The sequence below is a fragment of the Chitinophaga rupis genome, assembly GCF_900109685.1.
Lineage (GTDB): Bacteria > Bacteroidota > Bacteroidia > Chitinophagales > Chitinophagaceae > Chitinophaga > Chitinophaga rupis.
Window position 1 is genome coordinate 895,469 of record NZ_FOBB01000002.1, and the last position, 23,535, is coordinate 919,003.

The 23,535-nt window shown below is 44.5% G+C and carries 12 protein-coding genes; 6 read left to right on the forward strand and 6 right to left on the reverse strand.

The window, feature by feature from the left end:
- Nucleotides 1–23: 23 nt before the first annotated feature.
- The 4 genes from BMZ54_RS10690 to BMZ54_RS10705 are packed head-to-tail and all read left to right on the forward strand — an operon-like array spanning nucleotide 24 to nucleotide 7,724.
- The gene (locus BMZ54_RS10690) at nucleotides 24–1,553 is read left to right on the forward strand and encodes a hypothetical protein (RefSeq protein WP_089910415.1); all 1,530 of its coding nucleotides are present in this window, start codon (nucleotides 24–26) and stop codon (nucleotides 1,551–1,553) included.
- A gap of 24 nt (nucleotides 1,554–1,577) precedes the next feature.
- A complete protein-coding gene (locus BMZ54_RS10695) occupies nucleotides 1,578–3,524 on the forward strand; it encodes a lanthionine synthetase LanC family protein (protein ID WP_089910417.1) in 1,947 nt (648 codons plus the stop codon).
- Between the two features lie 12 nt (nucleotides 3,525–3,536).
- Nucleotides 3,537–6,080: a GH116 family glycosyl hydrolase gene (locus BMZ54_RS10700; protein ID WP_089910420.1), complete on the forward strand. Its 2,544-nt coding sequence runs from the start codon at nucleotides 3,537–3,539 to the stop codon at nucleotides 6,078–6,080.
- A 51-nt stretch (nucleotides 6,081–6,131) separates the two neighbouring features.
- Nucleotides 6,132–7,724 carry a hypothetical protein gene (locus tag BMZ54_RS10705; protein WP_089910423.1) on the forward strand — a complete coding sequence of 531 codons (1,593 nt, stop codon included), beginning with the start codon at nucleotides 6,132–6,134 and terminating at the stop codon, nucleotides 7,722–7,724.
- Nucleotides 7,725–8,012: 288 nt separating this feature from the next.
- Here BMZ54_RS10705 and BMZ54_RS10710 read toward each other — a convergent pair whose 3' ends face one another.
- Both BMZ54_RS10710 and BMZ54_RS10715 read right to left on the reverse strand, forming a co-directional pair.
- Nucleotides 8,013–9,008, reverse strand: coding sequence for a ParA family protein (locus BMZ54_RS10710; RefSeq protein ID WP_089910427.1), 996 nt, complete (start codon nucleotides 9,006–9,008; stop codon nucleotides 8,013–8,015).
- A 368-nt stretch (nucleotides 9,009–9,376) separates the two neighbouring features.
- Entirely contained in the window at nucleotides 9,377–12,640 is a 3,264-nt protein-coding gene (locus tag BMZ54_RS10715; protein ID WP_089910430.1) for a carbohydrate-binding protein, read from the reverse strand.
- Nucleotides 12,641–13,616: 976 nt separating this feature from the next.
- On the opposite strand from BMZ54_RS10715, the gene BMZ54_RS10730 reads away from it, so the two are divergent.
- Nucleotides 13,617–13,979 (forward strand): hypothetical protein, encoded by a 363-nt coding sequence (locus tag BMZ54_RS10730; protein ID WP_089910437.1) that lies wholly within the window; start codon nucleotides 13,617–13,619, stop codon nucleotides 13,977–13,979.
- Between the two features lie 57 nt (nucleotides 13,980–14,036).
- Here the strand turns inward: BMZ54_RS10730 and BMZ54_RS10735 are convergent, their stop codons facing one another.
- Nucleotides 14,037–16,703, reverse strand: coding sequence for an alpha/beta hydrolase family protein (locus BMZ54_RS10735; RefSeq protein WP_089910440.1), 2,667 nt, complete (start codon nucleotides 16,701–16,703; stop codon nucleotides 14,037–14,039).
- Nucleotides 16,704–16,962: 259 nt separating this feature from the next.
- Between BMZ54_RS10735 and BMZ54_RS10740 the strand changes: the two genes are divergently transcribed.
- Complete coding sequence (locus BMZ54_RS10740) at nucleotides 16,963–17,697, forward strand: class I SAM-dependent methyltransferase (RefSeq protein WP_162277511.1); 735 nt, start codon at nucleotides 16,963–16,965, stop codon at nucleotides 17,695–17,697.
- 129 nt (nucleotides 17,698–17,826) lie between these two features.
- Here BMZ54_RS10740 and BMZ54_RS10745 read toward each other — a convergent pair whose 3' ends face one another.
- From BMZ54_RS10745 to BMZ54_RS10755, 3 genes are all read right to left on the reverse strand, one after another.
- Nucleotides 17,827–18,723 carry a hypothetical protein gene (locus tag BMZ54_RS10745; protein WP_089910446.1) on the reverse strand — a complete coding sequence of 299 codons (897 nt, stop codon included), beginning with the start codon at nucleotides 18,721–18,723 and terminating at the stop codon, nucleotides 17,827–17,829.
- A gap of 16 nt (nucleotides 18,724–18,739) precedes the next feature.
- Nucleotides 18,740–22,672: an SIR2 family protein gene (locus tag BMZ54_RS10750; RefSeq protein WP_089910449.1), complete on the reverse strand. Its 3,933-nt coding sequence runs from the start codon at nucleotides 22,670–22,672 to the stop codon at nucleotides 18,740–18,742.
- Nucleotides 22,673–22,822: 150 nt separating this feature from the next.
- A complete protein-coding gene (locus BMZ54_RS10755; RefSeq protein WP_089910452.1) occupies nucleotides 22,823–23,524 on the reverse strand; it encodes a hypothetical protein in 702 nt (233 codons plus the stop codon).
- Nucleotides 23,525–23,535 lie beyond the last annotated feature (11 nt).

Below are 23,535 nucleotides of genomic sequence, written 5' to 3' on the forward strand. Positions count from 1 at the left end.
CATGCTCAAACCCGGCCCACTCTATGAATACACAAAATTATATAACAGGCGCCCTCCCTGTAAATATCCGCACCGGCGGAACGGCTACTAATGCTTTTGCAGATTTTGTTTTCCGGCAGAAGCGGAACAGAACTTTACTTTTAACCTTGCTTGCCTGTACAACGGTGGAGTTTATTATCTTCAAAATATGCTATCCCTTCCCTGATTTTTTTTCTGATAGCTGGAGTTATATTTTTGCTGCGCAGGCGGGGCTGGACGTTAATATATGGCCTATTGGCTATTCCAAGTTCCTTGCGGTTTTTCACTGGATTACGTATTCTCATCTTGCCTTAATAACCTTTCAGTATTTTTGCCTGGTAGCTTCCTCCCTGTACTTTTATTATACGATTACCTATTTTTATACTACCCGGAAGTACACGCGCATCATACTTATTTTATTCCTGTTCTTTAATCCTCTGCAATTTTATATTGCGAACTATGTAACGAGCGATGCAATATTCATTTCATTGAGTTTAGTCTGGGTGAGCCAGCTGATGTGGATCATGCATAAGCCGCAGCTATACCAGATCTTTTTCCAGGCTATTTTATTCTTTATTGCATTTACTTTCAGGTATAATGCGCTGTTTTACCCGCTAATAACTGCTATTGCCTTTTTGTTTTCCCGGCAGGCAACCTGGAGGAAAGTATTGGGCATTGTAATAGGCCCCCTGCTTATTATTCCTTTTATATTTTATTGCCTGAATGCTTCTGAAAAGATGACTGGCACGGCGCAATTTCCGCCTATTCTGGGGGGATGGCAGTGGGGCAATAATGCACTGTATATGTATGAGCATATTAATGCGGACAGTACAAAAATGACTTCTCCTGAAGTACGGGAGCTTAACCGGATAGCCATACAGTTCTTTAAGGAAACGCCTCCGTATGAACGTAACCTGCCTGCTTATGTGGCCAATTATTTTATACGCCAGCCCAATGCGCCATTGAAACAGTATATGTCGCGGCACTACCAGCCCACAACGGGTTATGAAAGCGTGGTTGCCTGGGGGAAAGTATCGCCTGTGTTCAAGGAATTTGGGTTGTCGCTGGTAAAGCAACATCCTGTTGCTTTTGCCAGGTATTATATGGGAGTGAATACCATGAATTACTTTTTTCCTCCGCTGGAAAAACTGGAAGTCTATAACCTGGGCTTTGATGAAACGGTGCCCATTGTGCAGGAATGGTTTCACCTGGAGAGCCCGAAACTGCCGGTTGCCCTGCCCAAGCAATTCCAGGGCATACTGTTGTTTTTGTATCCTACTTTATTCTGCATTCTGAACCTATGCATCTTCATTGGATATTTCCATTTTGTGCAGCCAAAGTATTTCAGGAACGCGGACCCCCGTTTCAGGCAGTGTGCTATTCTTATAGGTGTTTTTGTACTGCTGAACCTTGGTTTCAGCATATTTGCCAACATTATTGTGATCCGTTACCAGGTATTTCCCATGTTCATTTGTTTAACGTTTACATTGTTGCTGATTGATGAACTGCGGTATTTTGAAAAGCGTAGCGTTTAGCAACGGGAAAGAATATGTGCTGTTATGGAGACGTTCAAAAAACTACTTAATAAGCGATACCATCTCAGATCCATTGTAAAAAAGGATGTGTTTAAAGGTGTTTACAGGGACCGGTTCCTGCGGCCCAGGCAATGTATTGTGAAAGCGGAAAAGGTTGTTTCATCCCGTTTAAAATGGCAGGCGCATGTACATAAGGTGTATGCGGCGCAGGAATATATGCCTAAATGTGTGGATTATTTTTATGAGGAAGGCTGCTGTTATCTTGTGCTTGAATGTATTAAAGGCATTTCTCTGGCCGCCTATCTGCAAAAAGTAAACTTCCGTAATGAAAGCTGGTATGAATTAAACCCGGCTGTTAAAAAAGACCTGATCCATATTTTACTCAATATAATTTCCATTACCGGGCGGTTTCACAGAAAAGGGTATATACATCGCAGTATTTGTACCAGTAATATTTTTATTGACCGGCGTAAACGGGTGTATTTTATTAATGCGGGTATGGCCTGGCCTAACGTGAGCAAAAGGCCGGACCCTCCTTTTGGGGGCGGTATGCCCGGGTTTATACCGCCGGAGCAGTATGCGCTGCTGACTCCTACTGAAAAAGAAGATGTTTATGGATTAGGCGCTCTGATGATAACCTTATTTACCGGCTTAGATCCTGCGAAATTTACCCATCATTATACCATCCATCTTGCCCAGGACCTCTGTTTTTTAACAGGCAGCAAACCTATTGCAGATCTTATTGTACAATGCTTGGATGATGTGCCTGCACGGCGGCCTTCCCTGGAAGCCATAAGTGCGGTCATAGAAAATTACCAGGCGGAAATGGAGCGCTCCGGTTATACGATCTATTCTTTTCAATGTACCAATGAATACCGGGACCAGCTGAGTGCAGTATTAGACAGGGCTTCGAAGGGAGTAGTGAGTTCGCTGTATGCATTACAGTGCGAGCAGGCCAATGCCAACAGCCTGGGATTGAGTGATGGTATTGCCGGGGTACTTTACTTGCTGGCCAGGCTCAGGAAAAACAATATTGATGTAACAGGGTCCATAACGCCTTACTACAGTGCGCTTGCATCTGTAAAGGAAGGCGCTTCTTGTAATGATCCCGGGTTGTGGAAAGGTGCGGCGGGTGTAGCGCTGGCATTTTCAGAGGGCATAAAGGGCGGGCTGATACCTGATACCCATGAAAACCGGGATTATATTCTGCGGGCCCTGGACCTGAGCAGCACATCGCCAGATATGAACAGTGGAGCAGCAGGGCAGGGGATAGCGCTGAACCTATGCTGCAACTATCTTGATAAAGGTACGTTTGCCCAGCTGCTTAAAAACAAGGTCCGTTTTATTGTGATGTTACAGCAAAAGGAGGGGTACTGGCAACCTGATATCAGTTTTGCGGCCGGCACTACTGGGATTACCTGGTTCTTATTAGATTATGTTGAAAAATACGGGGATGATAAAGCGGCGCAGGCTGCACTGAGATCCCTGCACTGGATCAGCAGGCAAACCAACGATCTGCGGGACCTGTGCAGGAAAAAACGTTTTACGGGAGTAGTACAATATGATAAAAAAACTGTAGATGAAGTGAGCGGGTGCATTTTAACTTTTATAAAGGCTTATGAAGTATTTAAAATGCCCCGGTTTAAAAAGGCAGCTGAATACGCGTTGAGCAGTTATCCCAAACTTATTCTGAATGATAACTATACGCAAAGCGGAGGACTGGCCGGACTTGGTGAACTATATCTTGAAGCATTCCGGGTTTTTAAAACCAATGAATGGAAGCTGCGGGCTAACTGGATTGCCAACATCCTGCTGCATTCGCGTCATTTTACGGAGGGAGGATACTGTTACTGGATTGCCAATGAGAATACTTTGCCAGCGGCAGCGCTAACAACGGGTAATGGCGGCATTATACATTTCTTACTACGATGTCTTTACCCGGAGCAAACCGGTTACCGGATCTTACAATAATACGTTCCTGTCATGTACATTAAATCTCTCCTGTTAATTGTTCTAACCTGGATAACAGGACTTTTCACGCTACAAGCACAGTCAGTTAACCACCGTTTCAATGAAGTGTATAAGGGAGATAACCTGCAACAGGTGGCCTTTCCTATTGGCGGCATGGGAGCTGGCATGTTTTGCCTGGAGGGAACGGGGGCAGTATCTCATATGTCTGTGCGGAATAATCCCGATATGTATAACGAGCCTGCTATGTTTGCAGCTATTGCGCTGAAAGGTGTTCCTAACAGCGCCAGGGTGCTGGAAGGTCCTGTGCCCGGGTGGAAGAAATTCGGGCAGAGAAATGCAGCCCGGGGGGCGGAAGGCAGTACATACGGACTGGCCAGGTTCAGGGAGGCCAGCTTTCTTGCAAGGTTCCCTTTTGGAGAAGTTACGTTGCAGGACAAAACGCTGCTGCTGGAAGTACAAATCACCGGGTGGAGCCCTTTTATTCCTACGGATGAGGATAATTCCAGCCTGCCGGTTGGTGCGCTGGAATACCGGTTTAAAAATACCAGCAGTAAGGTGCAGGAGTATGTGTTTTCCTATAATGCCCGCAATTTTATGGCCATTCCTCAAAGGCCGGGAATGTATGACAGTACTATTGGCCCCAATCATATACTGCCTGTTAAGAACGGGTTTGTACTTACGCAGGACAGCACTCCTAAAACGCCTTTTCATAAAGGCAGCTTTGCCATTTTTACGGATGCAGCGGAAACGGTTATTGATCATTGCTGGTTCCGGGGCGGCTGGTGGGATCCTCTTTCCATAGCATGGAATAATATTGAAGCCGGCCAGGTAAAGCCAGTGGCGCCTGTGGGGAAGGATGCGCCGGGAGCATCTGTGTTTGTACCGTTCAAACTTGCTCCTGGTCAGGAGAGGACCATCCGTGTAATGATGGCCTGGTATGTGCCCAATAGCCGTTTACGTTATGGACTGCCGGTAAAAAAGGCTGCTGACAGTACGGTGCGTGATGCATCGGCAGATTTGCCGTCCATCTATCATAAACCCTGGTACAGCAGCCGGTTCGGGGATGTGTTTGCTGTGGCTGATTACTGGCAGGAGCATTACGATAGTTTACGGAAACATACGCAGTTGTTTACAGATGCGTTTTATAAAAGCACATTACCTGCTGAAGTGCTGGAGGCTATTGCGGCCAACCTTACCATTTTAAAATCGCCTACGGTGTTAAGACAATATGATGGACGTTTCTGGGCATGGGAAGGCTGTAATGATGAAACGGGCAGCTGTACCGGCACCTGTACGCATGTGTGGAATTATGCACAGGCCTTGCCGCATCTGTTCCCGGCTATGGAGCGTACTATCCGGAACACCGAGTATAATGAAAGCATGGATTCTGCGGGGCATCAGAACTACCGCGCATCGCTGCCGATACGGCCTGCAGGGCACCAGTATTATTTTCCGGCTGCTGACGGGCAGCTGGGCAGCATTATGCGTGTGTATCGTGACTGGCGCATCAGCGCGGACCATAAGTGGCTGCAGGGTTTGTATCCTAAACTGAAACGCAGCCTGGATTACTGCATCAGTACCTGGGATCCTAAACACAAGGGGATACTGGAAGAACCGCATCACAATACCTATGATATAGAGTTCTGGGGGCCGGATGGTATGTGTACCAGTATTTACCTGGGCGCGCTGGAAGCTATGATACGGATGAGCACTTTTTTAGGGGAGGATGTAAGTACGTACCAGCCATTGTTGCAAAGCGGAAGAACCTACCTGGAAACACAGCTTTATAACGGGGAATATTTTATTCAGCGGGTGCAATGGGAGGGTTTACAGGCGCCTAACCCGGTGATTGCCGCACAGGGAAGCAGTGAAGAAAGTGAAAGATATTCACCTGAAGCGGAACAACTATTAGAAAAGGAAGGCCCTAAATACCAATATGGGGGCGGGTGCCTGAGTGATGGGGTGATAGGCGCCTGGCTGGCCAGTGTGTGCGGTTTACCAGCACCTTTTGATACAACGAAGATCCGGAGCCATTTGCAGGCGGTGTATAAGTATAACCTGAAAAAAGACCTTACAGATTTCTCGAACCCGCAACGCCCCACTTTTGCCATGGGTGAGGAAGGTGGGCTACTGCTTTGTACCTGGCCTAAAGGAGATAAGCTGGCCTTACCTTTTGTGTATTCCAATGAAGTATGGACGGGGATTGAGTATGAAGTAGCCAGCCATCTGATCATGATGGGTAAGGTAAAGGAGGGACTGGATATTGTGCGTACCTGCCGGAGCCGTTATGACGGCCGGGTACGTAATCCATTTGACGAATATGAATGCGGGCACTGGTATGCGCGGGCATTATCCAGCTACGCACTGCTGCAGGCATTAACAGGGGTGCGTTATGATGCGGTGGATAAGATACTTTACATAGATTCAAGAGTGGGGGACTTTACCAGCTTTTTATCTACTGCAACGGGGTTTGGAAATGTGGTGTATAAAGGGGGAAAGGCTAAGGTGCAAACTGTTTATGGTAATATAGCGATAGATAAGATCATAATTTTGTAACTGCATGGGCATCGCATAGCGGGGCGTTATTTTTAAACAAACCCCTGCGATATGAGCAGCAAACATGCCCTATGGATAACGCTGGCCACGTTCTTACTTCTTATATTTGTTATGGAATACGCCATTATGCAAAATACCAACGGCGTATTCTCTTACCCGCTGGATGATGTTTATATTCACTTGGCTATTGCAAGGAACATTGCCTTTTATCATGTATGGGGCATCTCACCACAGGGATTTACTTCTGCTGCTTCTTCTATCCTTTACCCATTATTGCTGGCCGGAACTATCAAAATATTTGGCGCGCATATTATTATCCCGTTTATAATTAACCTGCTGGCAGGTTTGGTGTTCCTGGCAGCGCTGCATAAATGGCTGCTGCAGCAGGAACTGGGACCTGTTGCGCAGCTGAGCATATTACTCGTGGTAATACTGGTAACGCCGCTAACTGCCATTGTGATGTGCGGCATGGAGCATATGTTACAAATACTATTCTGCTTTCTTTTTGTAACAAAGTTTGCCGAGGAACTTGCTGCGGAGGTGGAAACCGAGAAACGTGGTTTTACCTGGCAGCTGTATGTATATGGGTTTTTGTTAACCGCTACCCGGTATGAGGGTGCTGTGCTGATAGGGATTGCCGGATTGATCACGTTCTTTGAAGCCCGGATACTGACTGCTTTGAAGGTGGTAGTGGTTTCTGTACTGCCTATTGTTATTTTCGGGGCTTACGCAAAGTATCATGGCAGTTATGCTATTCCTAATTCTGTGCTGCTGAAATCCGGTGCGCCGCCGCTGACTATAGATGGTATGATCAATTTCTTTTTTGATGACCTGTATAATAAGCTTTCTATATCAACCGGTTTCTATGGTACAGCAGCTACCCAACGTTTATTACTGATATTACCATTGACCTACCTTTTTTGCCGCCCGGCCATACCGGCTGTTAAATACCGGTATATGGTGATACTGTTAACCCTTGCTACCTTATGCTATCTGCTGCTGACCGGCAGAACGCGGTTTCCCCGGTATGAAGCTTACCTGATAGCTAATGGGGCTATTGTAAGCGGTGTATTGCTATTCCGTTATGGGAAGCAGGCATTATCGTTGCTGTTTGAACAGGCGAAATGGCTGCTGATCTTTGTGGGTGTTATACTGGTTATTCCTATTCTTTTAAGGAGCAGGGATGCGCTTACACTGGTGCACCCGGCCAGTGTGAATATTTACCAGCAGCAATACCAGATGGGGCTTTTTTTAGGTAAGTATTATTATAACACACCTGTTGCCTTTAATGATATTGGCGCTGCCTCTTATTTTACCAGGGGTGGTAACCTGGACCTCTGGGGCCTGGGAAGCTATGAGATTACGCGGAGTATTAAGAACGGGTATTATTCCCCGGAATATATTGAGCAGCTCACGCAAAAAGATAGTGTACGCATTGCAGTGATATTTGAGCGGTATATTCCGCAGGGTGTGTGGAGTAAGTGGAATAAAGTGGGATCGTGGAGTTTGAGTTCCAATGTGATTTGTGCGGATGATAGTATTTCTTTTTTTGCGGTAAGGCCGGAAGAAACGGCGGGGCTGAGGAAACATTTAGCGGATTACCAGGTGTTGCTACCGGAAGGAGTGATAGTAAGGTACTATTGAATTATTAGTTATTTAAGACGATATATAATTTCCGAAGTGGAGACAATTTTAATAAAGCCCCTACATTTTGCTTACTCAAATGATTTATAGATTTTATGTAAATAAAAAAGCCTATGGTTTTGGACGGACTTTAGCTTCATTTGAGAATTTTCTTCTTTTTTCTTCGATGCAAGGTGATAAATGACATTTGCAATCCTTAGTGTAAACTACGCCATGAAAAAGGAAATAAGGAAGTACAATAAACATTGAAATTGAAAAGTATACAGCGTAATTTGTTGATGTAATACGTTATTTTATTATAGATTGTATATTATTTGCAATTTGTTCAAATTCACGGCGGCAATCATTAACATAGCGAGTATGGTCCCCAATTACACCATCACGAGACGTTAACTCGAATATTGGTTTTAACGATGTTTGCGCCATAGGAACCAGTCCATGGTAGTTTTTAAAGTCAGCCACTTTGTAGTCAGGTATTGTTAATACCAAATCAAGGATTTTTAAATCTGTAGCATTTAATGGCCCAATTACGTACTCATTGATATAGTCAGGGATTTGACTACTCCATCGTTCGTATGCTTTTGTTTTTCTTGAACGATAAACATTAAACTGTTGTAATATATAACCAGAAAATTTAGGAGTACCATTAGGTGTATCAAACTGTAATTTTGATACACCTATCCTTTGTTTTGAAGTATAATAATTTCTTATCCAGTCAGCAAAAACCCTCCCCAGGTTCTGTGAACCTCTCAATGAAAAGAGATCTGGAATCATTGGTATAACGAAATTATCACATCCCAATAACACTGCTCTATTAAGAGAGCCCAAATTCGGTGCTACATCAATTAAAATATAGTCAATATCGTTTTTTGAAGCAAACTCTTGAATTATTCGGTAAATGGCGGAGGTTACCCTAAAGCCTCTTTCCTGCCCTGCAAGAATTTGTGTCCACGCATTAGAGAGTTCTCCTTCAAAGTCAGATAAAAGGAGATCGCCTATAAAAATCCATATGTTTCTATTTTCAACCTTATATGGTTCGATGAGTTTTACATCACCGGCCCCTTTTATTATAGGTTCAACGGCTTTATATACGCTGTCTCCTTTTTCAGACCAAGCCTTATCTATTGTTTCCTCGTCACAAATATGTGCTGTTAAATTACATTGAGGGTCAAGGTCAACAAACAAAACTTTATTACCCGCTCTTTCTAATGCATACCCAAGATGGAATGTAAAAGTCGTCTTACCTACGCCCCCCTTGTTATTGAAAAATACTATTGATTTCACTGTGCTTCTAATATTTTACGGCAATTTACGTATTTAGTTTTAATTAGGTTTTTCTTTTATTCTGTCTTTCTTATTCATTGATTAGTTTATTATTTAAATGAAAAAGCACGCCAATTCATGTATGCATATTTATAATGTTTTTGTAAATTTTACCTTATTCCCCTGTTACTTGTGCGAAGTACATTAGTTACGTAATAAATACGAATTCTAAACTAGAAGTGCGAGGTTGAGGTTTTGCATATTTGGAAATGTGAATATGGAGAATTTAATTTAAAAGCGTCCCGTAGACTAGCAACAGGACGCTTCATTTTAATGACAATACAAGTGGGGGATGATCTTTCCATAAAGAATAGATTAACGTGGATGATTCAAGGTTGGTAGGGGGTGATGGATGCGGAAGCCGGGCCTTCGTAGCCGTGAGGGTCTACGGCGGTGACGCGGTAGTACCAGGCTCCTTGCAGAGGCTGAGCCAGAAAGTCTTCGCCGTTGTCGGTGAAGGTGAGGGCTGCGTCTGCGGCGATGTAGGTTAAAAAGTTATCCGGGCAGGGTGTAAAATCTTTATCCTGGGAACGATAGATGTGGTAGTAGGAAGCGTTAGCTACCGGCTGCCATTTCAGGGATCGTTTTTGTGATTCAACTGCTGGTGCAGTGAGAGCAGTTGCAGTGACAGGAAGCTTTTCCTGCAGGGCAGATAAAGGCTGTGCAGGTGCATCTGCAGGAAAACTGGATTGATTGCTTCCGTCGGTGGCTGAGATGTAATATTCCACGCCTTCTGCGCCAATCTTATCTGCCGGAATAACGGCCGTGAAAATAGCTTTTATGCGGCGTGTCATGTGCAGTTGCTGCCAGTCTTTTTCGCCCGGGGTGCGGTAATACAGGTTTGCTTTCAGCAGGTCGTATCCGCGGTTATCTAACAAGCGGGCCTTGACCCATAAGGGCTGGCCGGCTAATACAGTAGTAGCGGGTGAAATAACTACGATCTGCGGAGGTGTTTTATCAGCGCTGCCGGCCTCGCAGGTGGCGGCTACAGAAGGTGTAGAACCTATATCATCCCAGCGTACACTGATCACTTCATATTTAGCGGTACCAGAGGTTTTGTCTTCATAGCGGCGGGCATCTGCGGGTAAGACGTTTTCCGTGATACGTTCTCCATTACGGAATATTATAAATCCTCTGGAGCCGGAGTGGTTCATTTCCCAGGTAAGGATGGCGCCATCATGGGTACCTTTTGCCTGCAGGTTTTCGGGCGCCGGTGCGCCGTAGCTGTTGAGCAGGCGCCTGTTTATTTCAGGGAGGTAATTTTTCTGGATAAACCGGTTTTGCATACTTACAACATTGCCTAATGAGGAAAGATCTGTTACACGGCTGTTGAAGTTGCGTACCCAGGAGGCTGCAACGGGTGTAATGTTCCATTTGGCCTCATTAAAGTGCAGGTTCAGCTGGATGTGATCCTGTTCTGCACCAATGCGGCTGCGCAGGAGTTTAAGGCGATATTGCTGCCCTGGATTAGTTGTTGTATTGATAGCGTTATCCAGGGTGGAGAGCTGCTCTTTTGCTTTGCTTAGCTCTCCCTGCGCCATTGCTACATCGGCTTTATAGGCCTGGGCAGCATCGGGCTCACGGTATACCAGGTAAATGGAATGCTTGCCAGGAGCGGGTGTGATAGTAGTTTGTACGTCTGTCCAATTTACCCAATCGCCGGTAGGCTGCACCAGGGCTTCGCCAATCTTAGGACCATCGGGTGCGTTCAGGTGGATCTCTATGCGGCCGCCGCTGCCCATGGAGGCTACGCGTGCTTTGAACTTCGTCCATTTGGGATCAAATTCCTGTTCCTTATAAGCTGTCCAGGAGCCTTTGCGGATGTAGGCTACGCAGCTGCTATCGGAGGAAATGGACACGGTGCGTACTACGTTATTCTGCGTGTAGTTTGCTGCCGGCATGAACAACTCCTGTGTACCATCTCCAGAGAGGCGGAAGGAGAGTACGTTGAACAAATAACTTTCATTGTTCTCCACATCACCTACCTCAAAAGGTGGCGTGGGGCGGCATTCACTGAAGTTGCTGGCATAAGGCTCGTTCTCATTAATAATAGACGTTATTGCAGTAGCAGCAGCGTTGCCATACTGCTGCTCTGCAAAACGACCGTAAACGGTTTTGGAATCCTTTAATTCGTTCTTATCATCCCAGGGCGCCCTGGACATGTACCACATTTTGGCTTTCACCGCATCGGTAATGCGCCAGGTGAGGGAGTAAAAACCTTTCATATTGGGGGCACGCTCTTTCCATGCTTTAATGGTATTAGAGAGGTCCATGTTATAGGGATAATAGTATACAGAGCTGTTAAAATCTCTTTCCAGCCAGGGGCAGCCCCAGTACTCGCGCTGATCGTAAATGGAGCCATTCTCAAAGCCATCTGAATAGTAGGAGATGGGGGCGCAGATCACGTCTTTAGGCAGGGTAGCGGTGTTCTCCGGTTCCAGGCCCCAGCCTGAAACGGCTACACGGGTGTTGGGCGTGGTTTTCTTTAAGCCATTGTAAAAGCCATCAAAGATGATACGCCATTTCTGCCATTTGGCTTTATCTTTTGCAATACCTTCTGACTGAAAGCAGAGTACATAATCCAGGTTAGGATAATCAGTAGTGATCTGTTTTACGCGGGCTTCTATCACTTTAGGATCATCGGGTTGCAGGCCGTAGGCTTCGGGGATGAGGTCAATGTCCAGGCCCAGGCCTATGCGGATGCCGCGGCGGTGAGCGTATTCAATCACCCGTTGAAACTCGTTGACGCCTTTGCGGAATACCTGTTTGTTATCCAGCTTTTCGTTGTGCAGGGCGCAGTCGGCGCCGAAGTCGTAATCATCAAACAGGTCGGATGAACCGAAGGGGTATTTGTTTACTTCTCCGCCGGGAAAACTGCCCCAGGCATGGCCGGTACGGGCGGTGGCCATCCATACGCGCGACATTTTTCCATCCACTTCAAAGTTGTGAAACATTTCATTATGTTCTGCTTCGCCATTGTAGTTATGAATATGCAGAAAGTTCATGCGCATGCGGGCCATCTGGTCCAGGATGAATTTCCAATCTTCCCAGGAATAGGAGGTAGCGGATTGGGGGAAGTTGGTCCAGGGGAGGAAACCGCGTACTTCCACGGCGGGTGTTTTTTCTTCGTTCACATCCGGGAGTACATTGGTTAATTTTTTTGCAGGGAGTACATCACCATCGAAGCTGAAGCTTACGCCGAGGTGTTCTTCCAGGAGGCCGTATACGCCGTAGAGCACTCCTACTTCTTCATTGGCGGCTATTACTATTACTTCCTTGCCGTTTTCTCTGAGCTTTTTGAGCAGGTAGCTTTGCGGGCTGGCAGGGAGCTTTATCTTTTGTTCTGAAATGAGGCGGTCAATTAGTGGATTGCCGGGGCGGCCGAGGATAAAGCCGGTGGTTTTAAGATCGCCGGTAGTGATGGTCGGGAGATTGCCTGAAAGCTGGTAGATGTAACGGGACAGGTCTTTGGCGGCGTAATCTTCCATGGGGGTAGCGTTTTTGGAGATTACTATGCTGAGGTTTTGCGCTTGCAGCGCAGCTGTAAGGAGGAGGAGGTTTAAAAAGGCGAATATTTTGCGGATTGAGAACACTGGAATTTGGTTTTGTATTTTATAAGTTTTGTTTTAAGCCTTCAGCTTTATGCTTTTTGCTTTCAGCTGTTACAGCATGCGGGCAAGTCCGGGTACGAACTGACGCCGCCTGTTTGGATGGCTATTGGGCAGTTCAAGCGGACGGGCGGTGGATGGCTATGGGACGTTGTGGTTCGTATCACGCCGGCTAAGGTTCGTAACCCGGACCTGCCGGCAACGCAGTACTTCAATGAGGAAGTAGTGGTGCGACTGATGGCGTAAGCGGTACGACCTTTTATACCTTTTATGCTTGTGATATTAAACTCCATATTTATAATACTGGCAGTGGCATTGTTTGTACTACCGGATGGGGACTGGATAAGCCGTGATCTATGTGTGTGGTAGCCTATTGCAACAAGTAAATTTACCCCCCGCCTGGCGGGGAGCACTCCACTTTACTATTTAAAAACTAAACTATTTTAACAGGTTTTAAAATGGATATCCGGTATTTTTTGTTTGTCCCGGAATACTAGTCTGCTCTTCTACCTGAACTGGTCTGAATTTCTACCTAAGTACTGCTTAATAATCTGCAATTTTGGGAATTGTTTAATGTTACAACACCAGCATTGTTTGCCTACACCATTAGCCCTATTGGACCTGGATTTGATCTCTTTTTATTTAAACTTATTTTTTATGGGAAAAATTAAGATTATGCTTGTTGCCATCACGGTTATGGCAACTGTTGGCGGAGCACTGGCATTTAGAGCAAACATGCGATACAGCACCTTGTATTGTATAAGAGCAACCACGTTAGGAGCCGGTAACTGTACTGGCTGTCTGGTTGGCAAGGCCGGTGGCCTAAGCGCCTATTACTATACGACCACAAATAACTGCAACCTTTGTAGTTTGGCTACCTGTAAATTTAGTACGCGTCTTATAGACGAGTAGGAGCACCATTGCAGCGTCACAAAAGGATACTGCATTTTTATGTTAAAACATGCCAGGAGCTATTACCAATCTGTATTATAGAATCATCAGCACTTTCCCTACACCATCAGCACAAAAATCCTATCATCCAACCTTTAATTTAATTAAACCCGTTTTTATGAAGAAGATCAAAATTATGCTTGCTGCCATTATTGTTATTGCCAGTGTAGGCGGCGCATTAGCTTTAAAAGCCAAAAACAGCTATGCCAATCTCTTTTGCTATAAGACCATTGCCGGCGGAGCGGGCTTTTGTACCGATTGTATGGCAGGCAAAGTTGGAGGTAACACTACTTATTACTATACTACGACCTTTAATTGCCAGGGGTGTACTTTAATTCAATGCACCCGTACGGCCAAACTTACCCTGGAGTAATTTAGCTTATTCCCTGTCACTTGTTTTAAAGCCGGCTTGTAATGCCGGCTTTATTTTTTAATTGCCTCTGGTATCCAACCGGTAACCTGTTTCAATGCCTTTAAGCTTTGCGGGAATGCCCCGGGTCATCCATACGGGTGGAGGAGCGCCTTTTAGGTAGTGGTCCAGGAACTGGGTGATACGGATGGTGAAATCCATACAATCATTGCCCCAGGCGCCATGGTTACTGTTATCGTATTGTAACATCCATACCGGTTTATTGAGGCGGCGTAATGATATAAATAATTCAACTGCCTGTTCCCAGGGCACTGCGGTATCAATTTTACTATGAAAAATTATCAGCGGGGTGGTTACTTTATCTGCCTGCAAAACAGGGGAATTCTCCAGGTACAGATCCGGGCGTTCCCATAGGCTGGCTCCCAGGATACTTTCATATAAACCCAGGCGGCTGATCTGTGCAGTGCCCTGCGGCCCGGAGAGCTGGAGTGCAGAGCTGATCCAGTTGCTGGTGCCTGCGCCTTCAATGGCTGCTGCAAAAATACCGGTATGCGTAACCAGGTAGTTAGTTTCAAAACCTGCGGTGCTATGGCCATTAATGCCCATTCTCTTTGCATTTACAAAGGGCATTTCAGCAAGATGCAGGGCTGCGGATACCAGAGTATTATAAGTGCTTTGACCCGGATGGCCTTTGGTATAATAAATATCCGGGGTAAATACCAAGTAACCCCTGCTTACAAACCAGGGAATGTTGATATTATTCCTGGTGAAATCCGGAATAGGATACTGGTACAGACGGCCGGACATTTGCTCATAATAATTAAACAGTACCGGGTATTTTTTATGGGGATCAAAGTTTTCCGGTTTGTATAAAATTCCCTGGCTGGTAGTACCATCCAGCTGCTGCCAGGTTAGCAGTTCGGCGGTAAGCCAGTTATAGTTGTTCTGCGGCTGCAGGTTGGTGAGCTGCCGGTAATGCTTAAAATCCTTTGTGAGCAGGTAATTAGGCGCCTGGGTTGCAGATTGCCGTTTAATGATCCAGGCGCCGGCGTTTTTTGCTTTCAGGGGAGGCATGCCAAAGCTATAAGCATGATCGGCCTGTACCTGTTTGTCGCCCAGGTAATAAAAAAAAGTCCAGGGACCCATTGTTAATAATTCCGGATCACTGCTGCTGTTTAAAGCTTTGCGAAAGAAACCGTTGTATTTGTTTGCTGTGTTAAAGGCCGTGAGCAGGCTGATTTCATTTGCAGGATGGATGGCCAGCTGGTAAAATTCATCCAGCTCATTTACCAGCCGGAGTTTAATGTGATGAGCGCTGCCATAAGCGTTGGTAATGTTTAACGGAGGCCTGGTGCCTGCTGCATCAAATAACCAGATATCATAGTTGTCGTACACCAGCAAACCGGCATCTTTTTCCAGCCAGCCCGCAATGCCCAATGATACGAAGGGGGAATCGTTTTTTATGAATTCGTTTTTGTATGCCCAGCTGTTGCCCTGGCCGGAGATTTTTGTTATGCTGTCTGTAATAAGGTTATAGCTATAATAGCTATTTTGTTTTTGGGCATTATAATATACCAGGTATTTGCCTGTGGGGGAAAGATAAAATTCCGTATAACCGGTTACCGGCAATGGCTTACGGATGCCTGTTTGTAGTGAGAGCAGGCGGTAGCTCATCTGATCATTCAGCCAGAATCTATCGCCGATGGTATCATACTGCAATACGGCATGATTGCCTGTAATATCCCAGGTGAGCAGCTTTTCATTTTCCTGCTCCAGGCGTATAATGCGGCTGCTATCTGTGTTTATGGCGGCCATATATGTTTGAGGGACCGGGTTACTGAGCTGTGTACATTGTAATACGGGATCGCGATAGCTCCAGATATCCAGGCTAACAGCATCTTTTATCTCAGGCTTTGTTGTTGTTGGTTTCAGCTGAAACAGCAGGTAACGGCCATTTTTACTAATGGTCAGAAATGTGTTGCCAATAGTCAGGCCTGCTTCTATGCCGGGCGAGGTATTGCTGGCTTTGATCACAGCTTTACTCATGCCGGACCGGTAATACCAAAGCGTATTGATCCCGTTTTCCTCTGCTATAAATGCCAGGCGGCTACCAGCGGTGTCTACTGCATAACTTTTTATAACTGCGGATGTATCCTGCGCTGACCAGATGGTTACTGGTATACCTTCCGGCAACCGCAGCCATTGTAAGGTTGCTTTTGTGCGGAGCAGCAAAACATTTCCTTTTTTATCAAATGTATAATCTGTTACGTTGTTGAAACGGGACCTTTTGCCGGTGAATAAATTGTGCAGGGTGAGGGTGTCTTTCCGACAATAGGCCAGCCATTGTGCATTGCCGGCAACCGGATGTTTAACTGTGTTAATCCCAGGTATATATTCCGTTTTACCTGTGGCCAGCTGCAAAAAACAGAGGGTATCCTTTATGTTGTAAACCAGCAGTTTGTTATTGCCGGAAAAGAAAGGTTGCGCAGCGTTGGGGATTTCCTTTTTCCAGGGGCCGTTTGTTGATTGTACTATGAGTGTGCTGCTATTTGTCGGCTTGTTACTGATGCTATAAACAAAGTATTTTCCATTGCCGGTGATGGCCAGTTCTGCACCCAGGGCAGGCCAGTTTACAATTGCACTGCTATCAATGACCGGTTTTCCGGGAAGGGGCTGGGAAAATGCATAAGTATGAAAGGTTAGCAAAAGGAGGATCAGGCGTTTCATATAGTGGTGGAAAGGGGTAGGTTATTAAGGTACTGCTTTTTTTTTACAGGAAAAACGTGTGGACTGAATTTCCACTCAAATTGAGCGGTTCGTCTACTGCTGCATTTCGCTATTGTATCCATCTTTGTAACAATCTATCAACTTATATTCCTGGCACTGCCATAAATATGATGATTGCCTTTTTTCATGGAGCTGCTGCCTCTCTTTCAGAACGGGGGGCAGCATGCCTATTGTATTGTTAAACACTAAATTCCAGCACATGATCCCATCTACGACTATGACACCACAGGAAGTGGGTTTGTCTACCCTTGAGAACCTGAGCGTTGCTGACCGGTTAAACCAATGGATGTTTGATTCTATACGGCCTTATGTAAAAGGGGCGGTACTGGAAATTGGCAGCGGTATTGGTAATATATCCAGCTGTTTTGTACAAAACGGGATACCCCTGCATGTGAGCGATTATAGCCAGGACTATTGCCGGATGCTGATGAAAAAGTTTGATACGGAACCGCTGATCAGAGATGTGTTACACCTGGACCTGGCTATTCCTGATATTGAAACTGCATATCCAAAATTGATTGGGAAATTTAATACGGTGTTTGCACTGAATGTAGTGGAACATATACTGGACCATCAGCTGGCACTGGCGAACTGTTATAAGCTGTTAGCGCCGGGTGGGAGGGTGATTATACTGGTGCCGGCTTACCAGGCGTTGTATAATGGGTTTGATAAGGAGCTGGAGCATTACAGGAGATATACGCGGAGTTCGTTAAGGAGGTTATTGGAATCGCAAAAGTTTGAAGTAATGAGGACCTGGCATTTTAATTTAGCGGGGATATTTGGGTGGTTCTGGAGCGGTACTGTGATGGGGAAGAAGACGCTGCCGGCAGGGGAGCTGAAGTTTTATAATAAGCTGGTGCCGGTGTTTAGAGTGGCGGATAAGATGGTGGGAAATAGCGTGGGGTTGTCGGTGATAGGGGTGGGGGTGAAGTAGGGGGGATTAAGAATGGGTTCAAAATGGTGATTTTTTGATAGTACATTATTGAGCTATATCCGGTAATAGTACCAGCCGCCAGCAGGCTTCTGCTGACGCTGCGCATCCGCTGACTAAGACACTGATTTATCAAATTTGCTGTTGCAATATTCGAAACATCGAATATTGAGGATGGTCGTGAACATGGAATAAGCCCACTCGAAATTTGGTACTGAGTTGTTTACCATGAATATTTTTAAAATTAAACGTAACAAAGATCGCAGGATAGTCGTCAACCGGGCCAGGTCGCAATTTGCGAACAAGATTATATAGCTGGAATGCGCTCATGATTTGGCCTGGAACAGTAGCTTCAATCTCTTCCGCTTTATCGACTGGTCCTAGTCCATACCTTTCCCAAGCCCAAATTTTAGAGAAACCGTGATAGTTGAAATGTGTCGACTGAATATCGAGAACTATAAACTTACGTCCGTCCTCGTCGGTTCTTAAATCACTCGCCGTCACTTTAATTTGGGGGACGTTGATAATTACCAATGATTTTAATGCTTCCAGATCCAATTGGAATGTTACGTTTACATCAGTAGCTATACCAAGTCCCTTATTGAAGACCTTGAGGTAAAATCCTTTTGACAAATAATCATGAGGGCCTGCTGGCTGTTGTGGCGGGTCGTAATCGTAGAAGTCCCGTTCTACCGTTAATCCGTTACGGGAAATATTAGATGAAAAGAACTCACCTGTATCAATTGTAAATAGTGGCTTGACAGGGCTGTGGACCGTTTCGTCATGATTACGTTGTTCAATCTTACTAATATTAACGGCAATAATAATTGTAATAATTAAGGTTAGGAGTGATATTACCGGATTCAGAATCCCACCAAAATAATCACCGAATGTTCCCCAGTCAGCTGGGTCAGAGGAACGAGGTAAATCATGGAAGTCGTGTACATAGTAATAAATCGGTGCAGCGATCGCTAGCAACGTAATTAGACCTGCTGCTATTCCAATAATCCATTTAGTTAGGGTGGACATGTAGACTGTGGTTTAATTAATCATGCAATTCCTTGCGTTTTACCTTTTCTTTTAAATTATACCTGACATTGTTAAAACGACTGCTATCCAGCAATGATAAAAAGTAAGCGACATCCTCATGTTCAATTCCCCAGTATTGTAATACAATGGCCAGTCTGACCAGTAACTCCTCGACAACATCTATTGCTAATTCTGGCGGATATGTATATTTATAAAGATTTAAAATTCCCAGCAACTCATTCTGCAAGGACTTGAAAAAGTCATTTTCCTTAAATGCCTCACACCACTGTACCAGATAACGCATGCATAAAATGATTCCAGCGCTACGTTTTAACTGGATTTTGCTGATGATAAGACGGATGTGTAACTGATGTACATCAAAATTTTCCTTATCATACAGGTCCCTGGCCACCTCGGTAATCGCTTCATTGATGTCAGCTGTTTCATCAGATGCCAGCCCCGTCATGATATTCCGTACGTTACCTTCCTTAACGGAAAGCTCCTCAACCCTCCTTCTTATTTGCTGAAAGTCATCTTGCTCCCCTAATAACACACTTTCCGCATCCAGAAACCAGTGCATCTCCTGCAACAGCGGAAAGAAGTCATCGATCCTTTCCATATTAACGTCCTTTAACTCGCCTAGTTTCGATTTTAGCTGATGATAGATATCCAGGATGTCGGTTGCCGTAAAAGTAAGCCCATTATCACTGCCTGTTGCCTTTCTGAGCCTCCTGAGCCTTATAAAATGATTATCCGAGGACCAGCTTCTTCTTCCATCTTTATTAATGAAAATACCCGTTTTCCATAACTGGGGACTTTTTAGCAGGCTATCAACGATTTTCCTTTGCAGGAACGTATTGCGTTTGCTGTAATGAACTGCCACAGACCATGTATTTGGGCTGTTGATCCGCGAATAATCTAATTCCAGCAGCATATTGACAATTGATACAGTATTCTCATCGGTTAAGAATGTATGTATATTTCCCAGTATAAACAGATAATCCGGATTCTCAGGAATTAACGCAATAAGTTGCTGCACAATTCGGGCTTGTTCGCCTTTCAGGCCACTTGCCTTTAGATGTTGATGGAAGGGATTATTAGCTAATACGTATAAATACTGGGTTGCATTATCTAAGGACAATCCACCCCTGAGCGAGGCGATGATACAATCCTGGAGTACTGTGGCCATAACATGGGCATCCTGACAATAACGGATAGCAGACTCTATAAAATCTGCATTAACATGCCTTTCCCTGTTAAATAAAATTCCTGTGCTTTTCCACGTTTGCCATACTGTTGAGAAAAATGGTTGCCAGTTGTCCGGTCCGAGTATAACTATAAACTGGGCCAGGAACACCAGTATGTTATCCTTATACAAGTAAGGCGTACAACTATCAAGATAGGCTGCAGCCAGCCGGTCAAATATGACCGGCGCCTTCTCCTGAAGGCCGGCCTCATATGCATAATCCTGCCCAATCCGTTTGGCAAATTTGGAATTATGATATTGTAATGAGAAATATAATACTGGGATGGGAAACTGGTTAACGACCGGCCTGAAAACACTATATGCTGCCTCCTCCGCTTTAAATCGTATTGACTGCATCGCAAACGGAAATCCGGTTTCCATCATCATACCCAACAATTTAAGACTCCACACTATTTTATCGTCCCTGCCGAAATGAATAGATCTGCCAATGAAGTCATTTGTTTCGTAGGGCGTTATCTTCTCTTTGGGTTCCCCCGTCAGCGAAAAAACCATGTCAGGGATCTCATTAATGGATGCCAATCCTTGCTGTTTCAGCCTGCTCTCCTTTTCAAATAGCTGATTGTCATAATGGACACCATTTAACATCCGTTTCATTTGCAGCGCATACAGGCTCTCCTGAAAAAGCCCGAATGTTTGGGTAGATAAGTACTTTATTCCTGCCTCCCTATCTAACATGCCCCAATATCCTGCAAACGCAATAGGATTGTTTTTGGTAGTACCACCTTCCTCCAGCAACGCCCGTAGTTTTCCAAAATTGAAAGTAATAGCTGCCTCCATTATTAGCAGGAGCGTTTTTTCCTCTTCGTATTGTTTTAATCCTAATTGACAGCATTTATTGTGGATCTCCTGGCATAACCCGTTATCCCCTTTCCAGATAGCGTCCTTTAGCGCCAGCTTCAAAAAATCATAATAAATGTCGTCCGATAACACCTGGGCATGGGCCTGTAGTTGCTGAAAGCTTCCTTCTTCTATAATAGCGGAATAGGGAATGAATGTATCCTCCAGCAGTAAGGCCGTTAGTCCCAAAAAATGTTTACTAAGGCTCGGGTGGGCTTTTTTAACCTCTTCAAAGAGGGCATTCACCGAGCTTAGAAAATCGATCCTGCTATCGTTATTCAAACGATTAGCTGGCGGTATACGGTTGAATTGCTTCAACACTTTGAGTTCGTTGTATTGCATGCAAAGCTCCGAAACGACCTCCATATCTATATCTTTACTGTTACTATGGAGCTGATCGATATACTGCTCATACCTTTGCCTGGCTAATAATTCATAAGAGAGCTGTGGTATATCTGTAACGGGTATATCACCAAAATAGTCCAGTAGTCTGGAGAGCAGGTCCCGGGTATTATCCACGTCAATTGCGCTGCCGGATACCTTCTCCAGAAAATGAACACAGCTGGGATGGCTGAGGGGGATATGCACAACCCGGTGATTCTTATAAAACTGTTGTTTGTGACTGTCCGCGGGCGTCTTTGCCCTTGCATCAATCAGATAAATTTTTGCTTCTTCCTTTTTCTCGTCCGGATCTCGCATTACCACCGTTCGGATCCAGGATACCCAGGCCAGGAAATTGGGATCATCCCCGGAAAAGCCGATCAGGCAGAACTGACCCTGTAACAGAGAAATCCGCATCAGCTGCGTAAAGGCTTCGTGCCGTTGCGGATAATTGGCATAATCCTCCCCGGATATGATGTACCGCTTATCGTATTCATTGTCAAAAGCAAAGGGGGTCTTTTCATCCTTGGGCAATGAACCGTGTAGCTTAATAATATTCCTGTTCCTTTTAATAGCCAGATCAGAGGAATGTTTGACAATGTTATAGCATTCATTGATAGCTTCTCCCAGGTTCCCTATTTTCTGCACCAGGTTGTCCATACTATTATTGGCTGTTATAATCTCAAACCTAAGCTGGTTTTTCTGTGCGGTATTATCCCGTGGCATGGCGCCGGAGATATCACTCTCACTGAGCGCGGAATCATCCTGAAGGTTAGTGTACGGCTGTTGCGCCGGATAATCCTGGCTTTGGGCGCCCATCTCTAAGGCTTCTATGGTTTCTATGGCGGTCTTTTTCTCTAAGACCTGTATACGTAAGGACTGTATTTCTTCGTTATACCTTTTTAACTGCTTATCCAATTCTTCAAAGACTTTCTCATCAATGCAAAATTCAAGCAGGTTATCGTAGTTAGTCGTGTATATATTATTCCAGGGGAGTTTGATCAATTTGGTGTGCATTTCCAGGTCTGCTTCACTGATGAGTGCCTTCTTAATTTGACCATCCTCCATGTATTTCAAAAAGATGTTTCCTTCTTCCCGGATGGCAACAGGTGTATTTTCTTCAATATAGATATCTACAGTTTCCCTATATCCCATTTTCTGGATATAGTTCGATACCACCTGCAAATAACCGGTCTGCTCAATGTATTGGTTTACCTGGTCTTTGAGATAGGTTAGATATTTTCGGCTCGTTTCATTGGCTTTCCTTCCCGTTAGCCGTTCATAGTCCAACGCATATGAGCGTCCGTTCATCCTAATTACCATCTTTTCGAGCAGCTGCCACCAGCTAGGGAACAGTGTGTTATGCACGTTTTTACTAAATCCCGCGCCAACGAGTACAGATACATTTCTATTCTTCAGTTTCTGTTGCAGCTCTTCGAGCGCCTTTGAGTAATCGCTTTCCATCTGTGAATGAGTAAATTATGTGTCTATAGTGTATGCTTCCCATATAGCTGATAGCATAATGGTTATTTTAAGTTATTTGAATATAACTATAAACAACATCAATACATAATAATTATAACCTGTTGAATAAGGCTTGTCTTAAGGGCCGGTTTATTTAAAATTTGCAATTTTCTTGAGCTTCGAGCCTAAAGTTGTTATTGTGAGTTTTTGGAGTTGACTAACTGCAAGCCGCAGACCGTCCAGACATTTTTGCGGGGCATAAAAATAGCCATCATCTGTATAATACTTTGTAATACTTTCTCTTTCCGCATTAAATTTCTGTTGAGCGGTTTCTGGTGTATGTGTCTGGTTAAAAATATCTCTCTGAAACTCTAAGTTAATTTCACCAAGCAGTCTTTGGGCGGTTTTAGCTCTTTCTTCTGCAGCAAACCACACAAAGTTATTCTGTCTTTCGACTAAATCTTCTATTATATCGCATGTATTATAAAAGTCGCTAATTGCTTTAAACTCATCAAGATCAAATTCTTTTGCAAAAAGATGTGAGTATTTTTGCCAGCTATTTGTTTGGAGTACAGCGGGTAAATCAAGTTGTCCACCCTGATTTAATCTTTCTAAGATGATACTAACCTGCTCTTCCGCATTGCGAATTTCAAATAATATGGAAATTGCGGCATTAGTTTTTTCATCTTTTTTCTGTTCCGTGTATATATATATTGCTAAACAACCAACAACGAATGTGACTGAAGCGAAGAAGAAATTAGAATTTACTATTTCAGGTTTTAAAATGTACAAAATCCATCCTAAAATTAGGTAAAAGGCAATAATGATGATATAAGAATTGGGCCATTTCATATTTTATCAAA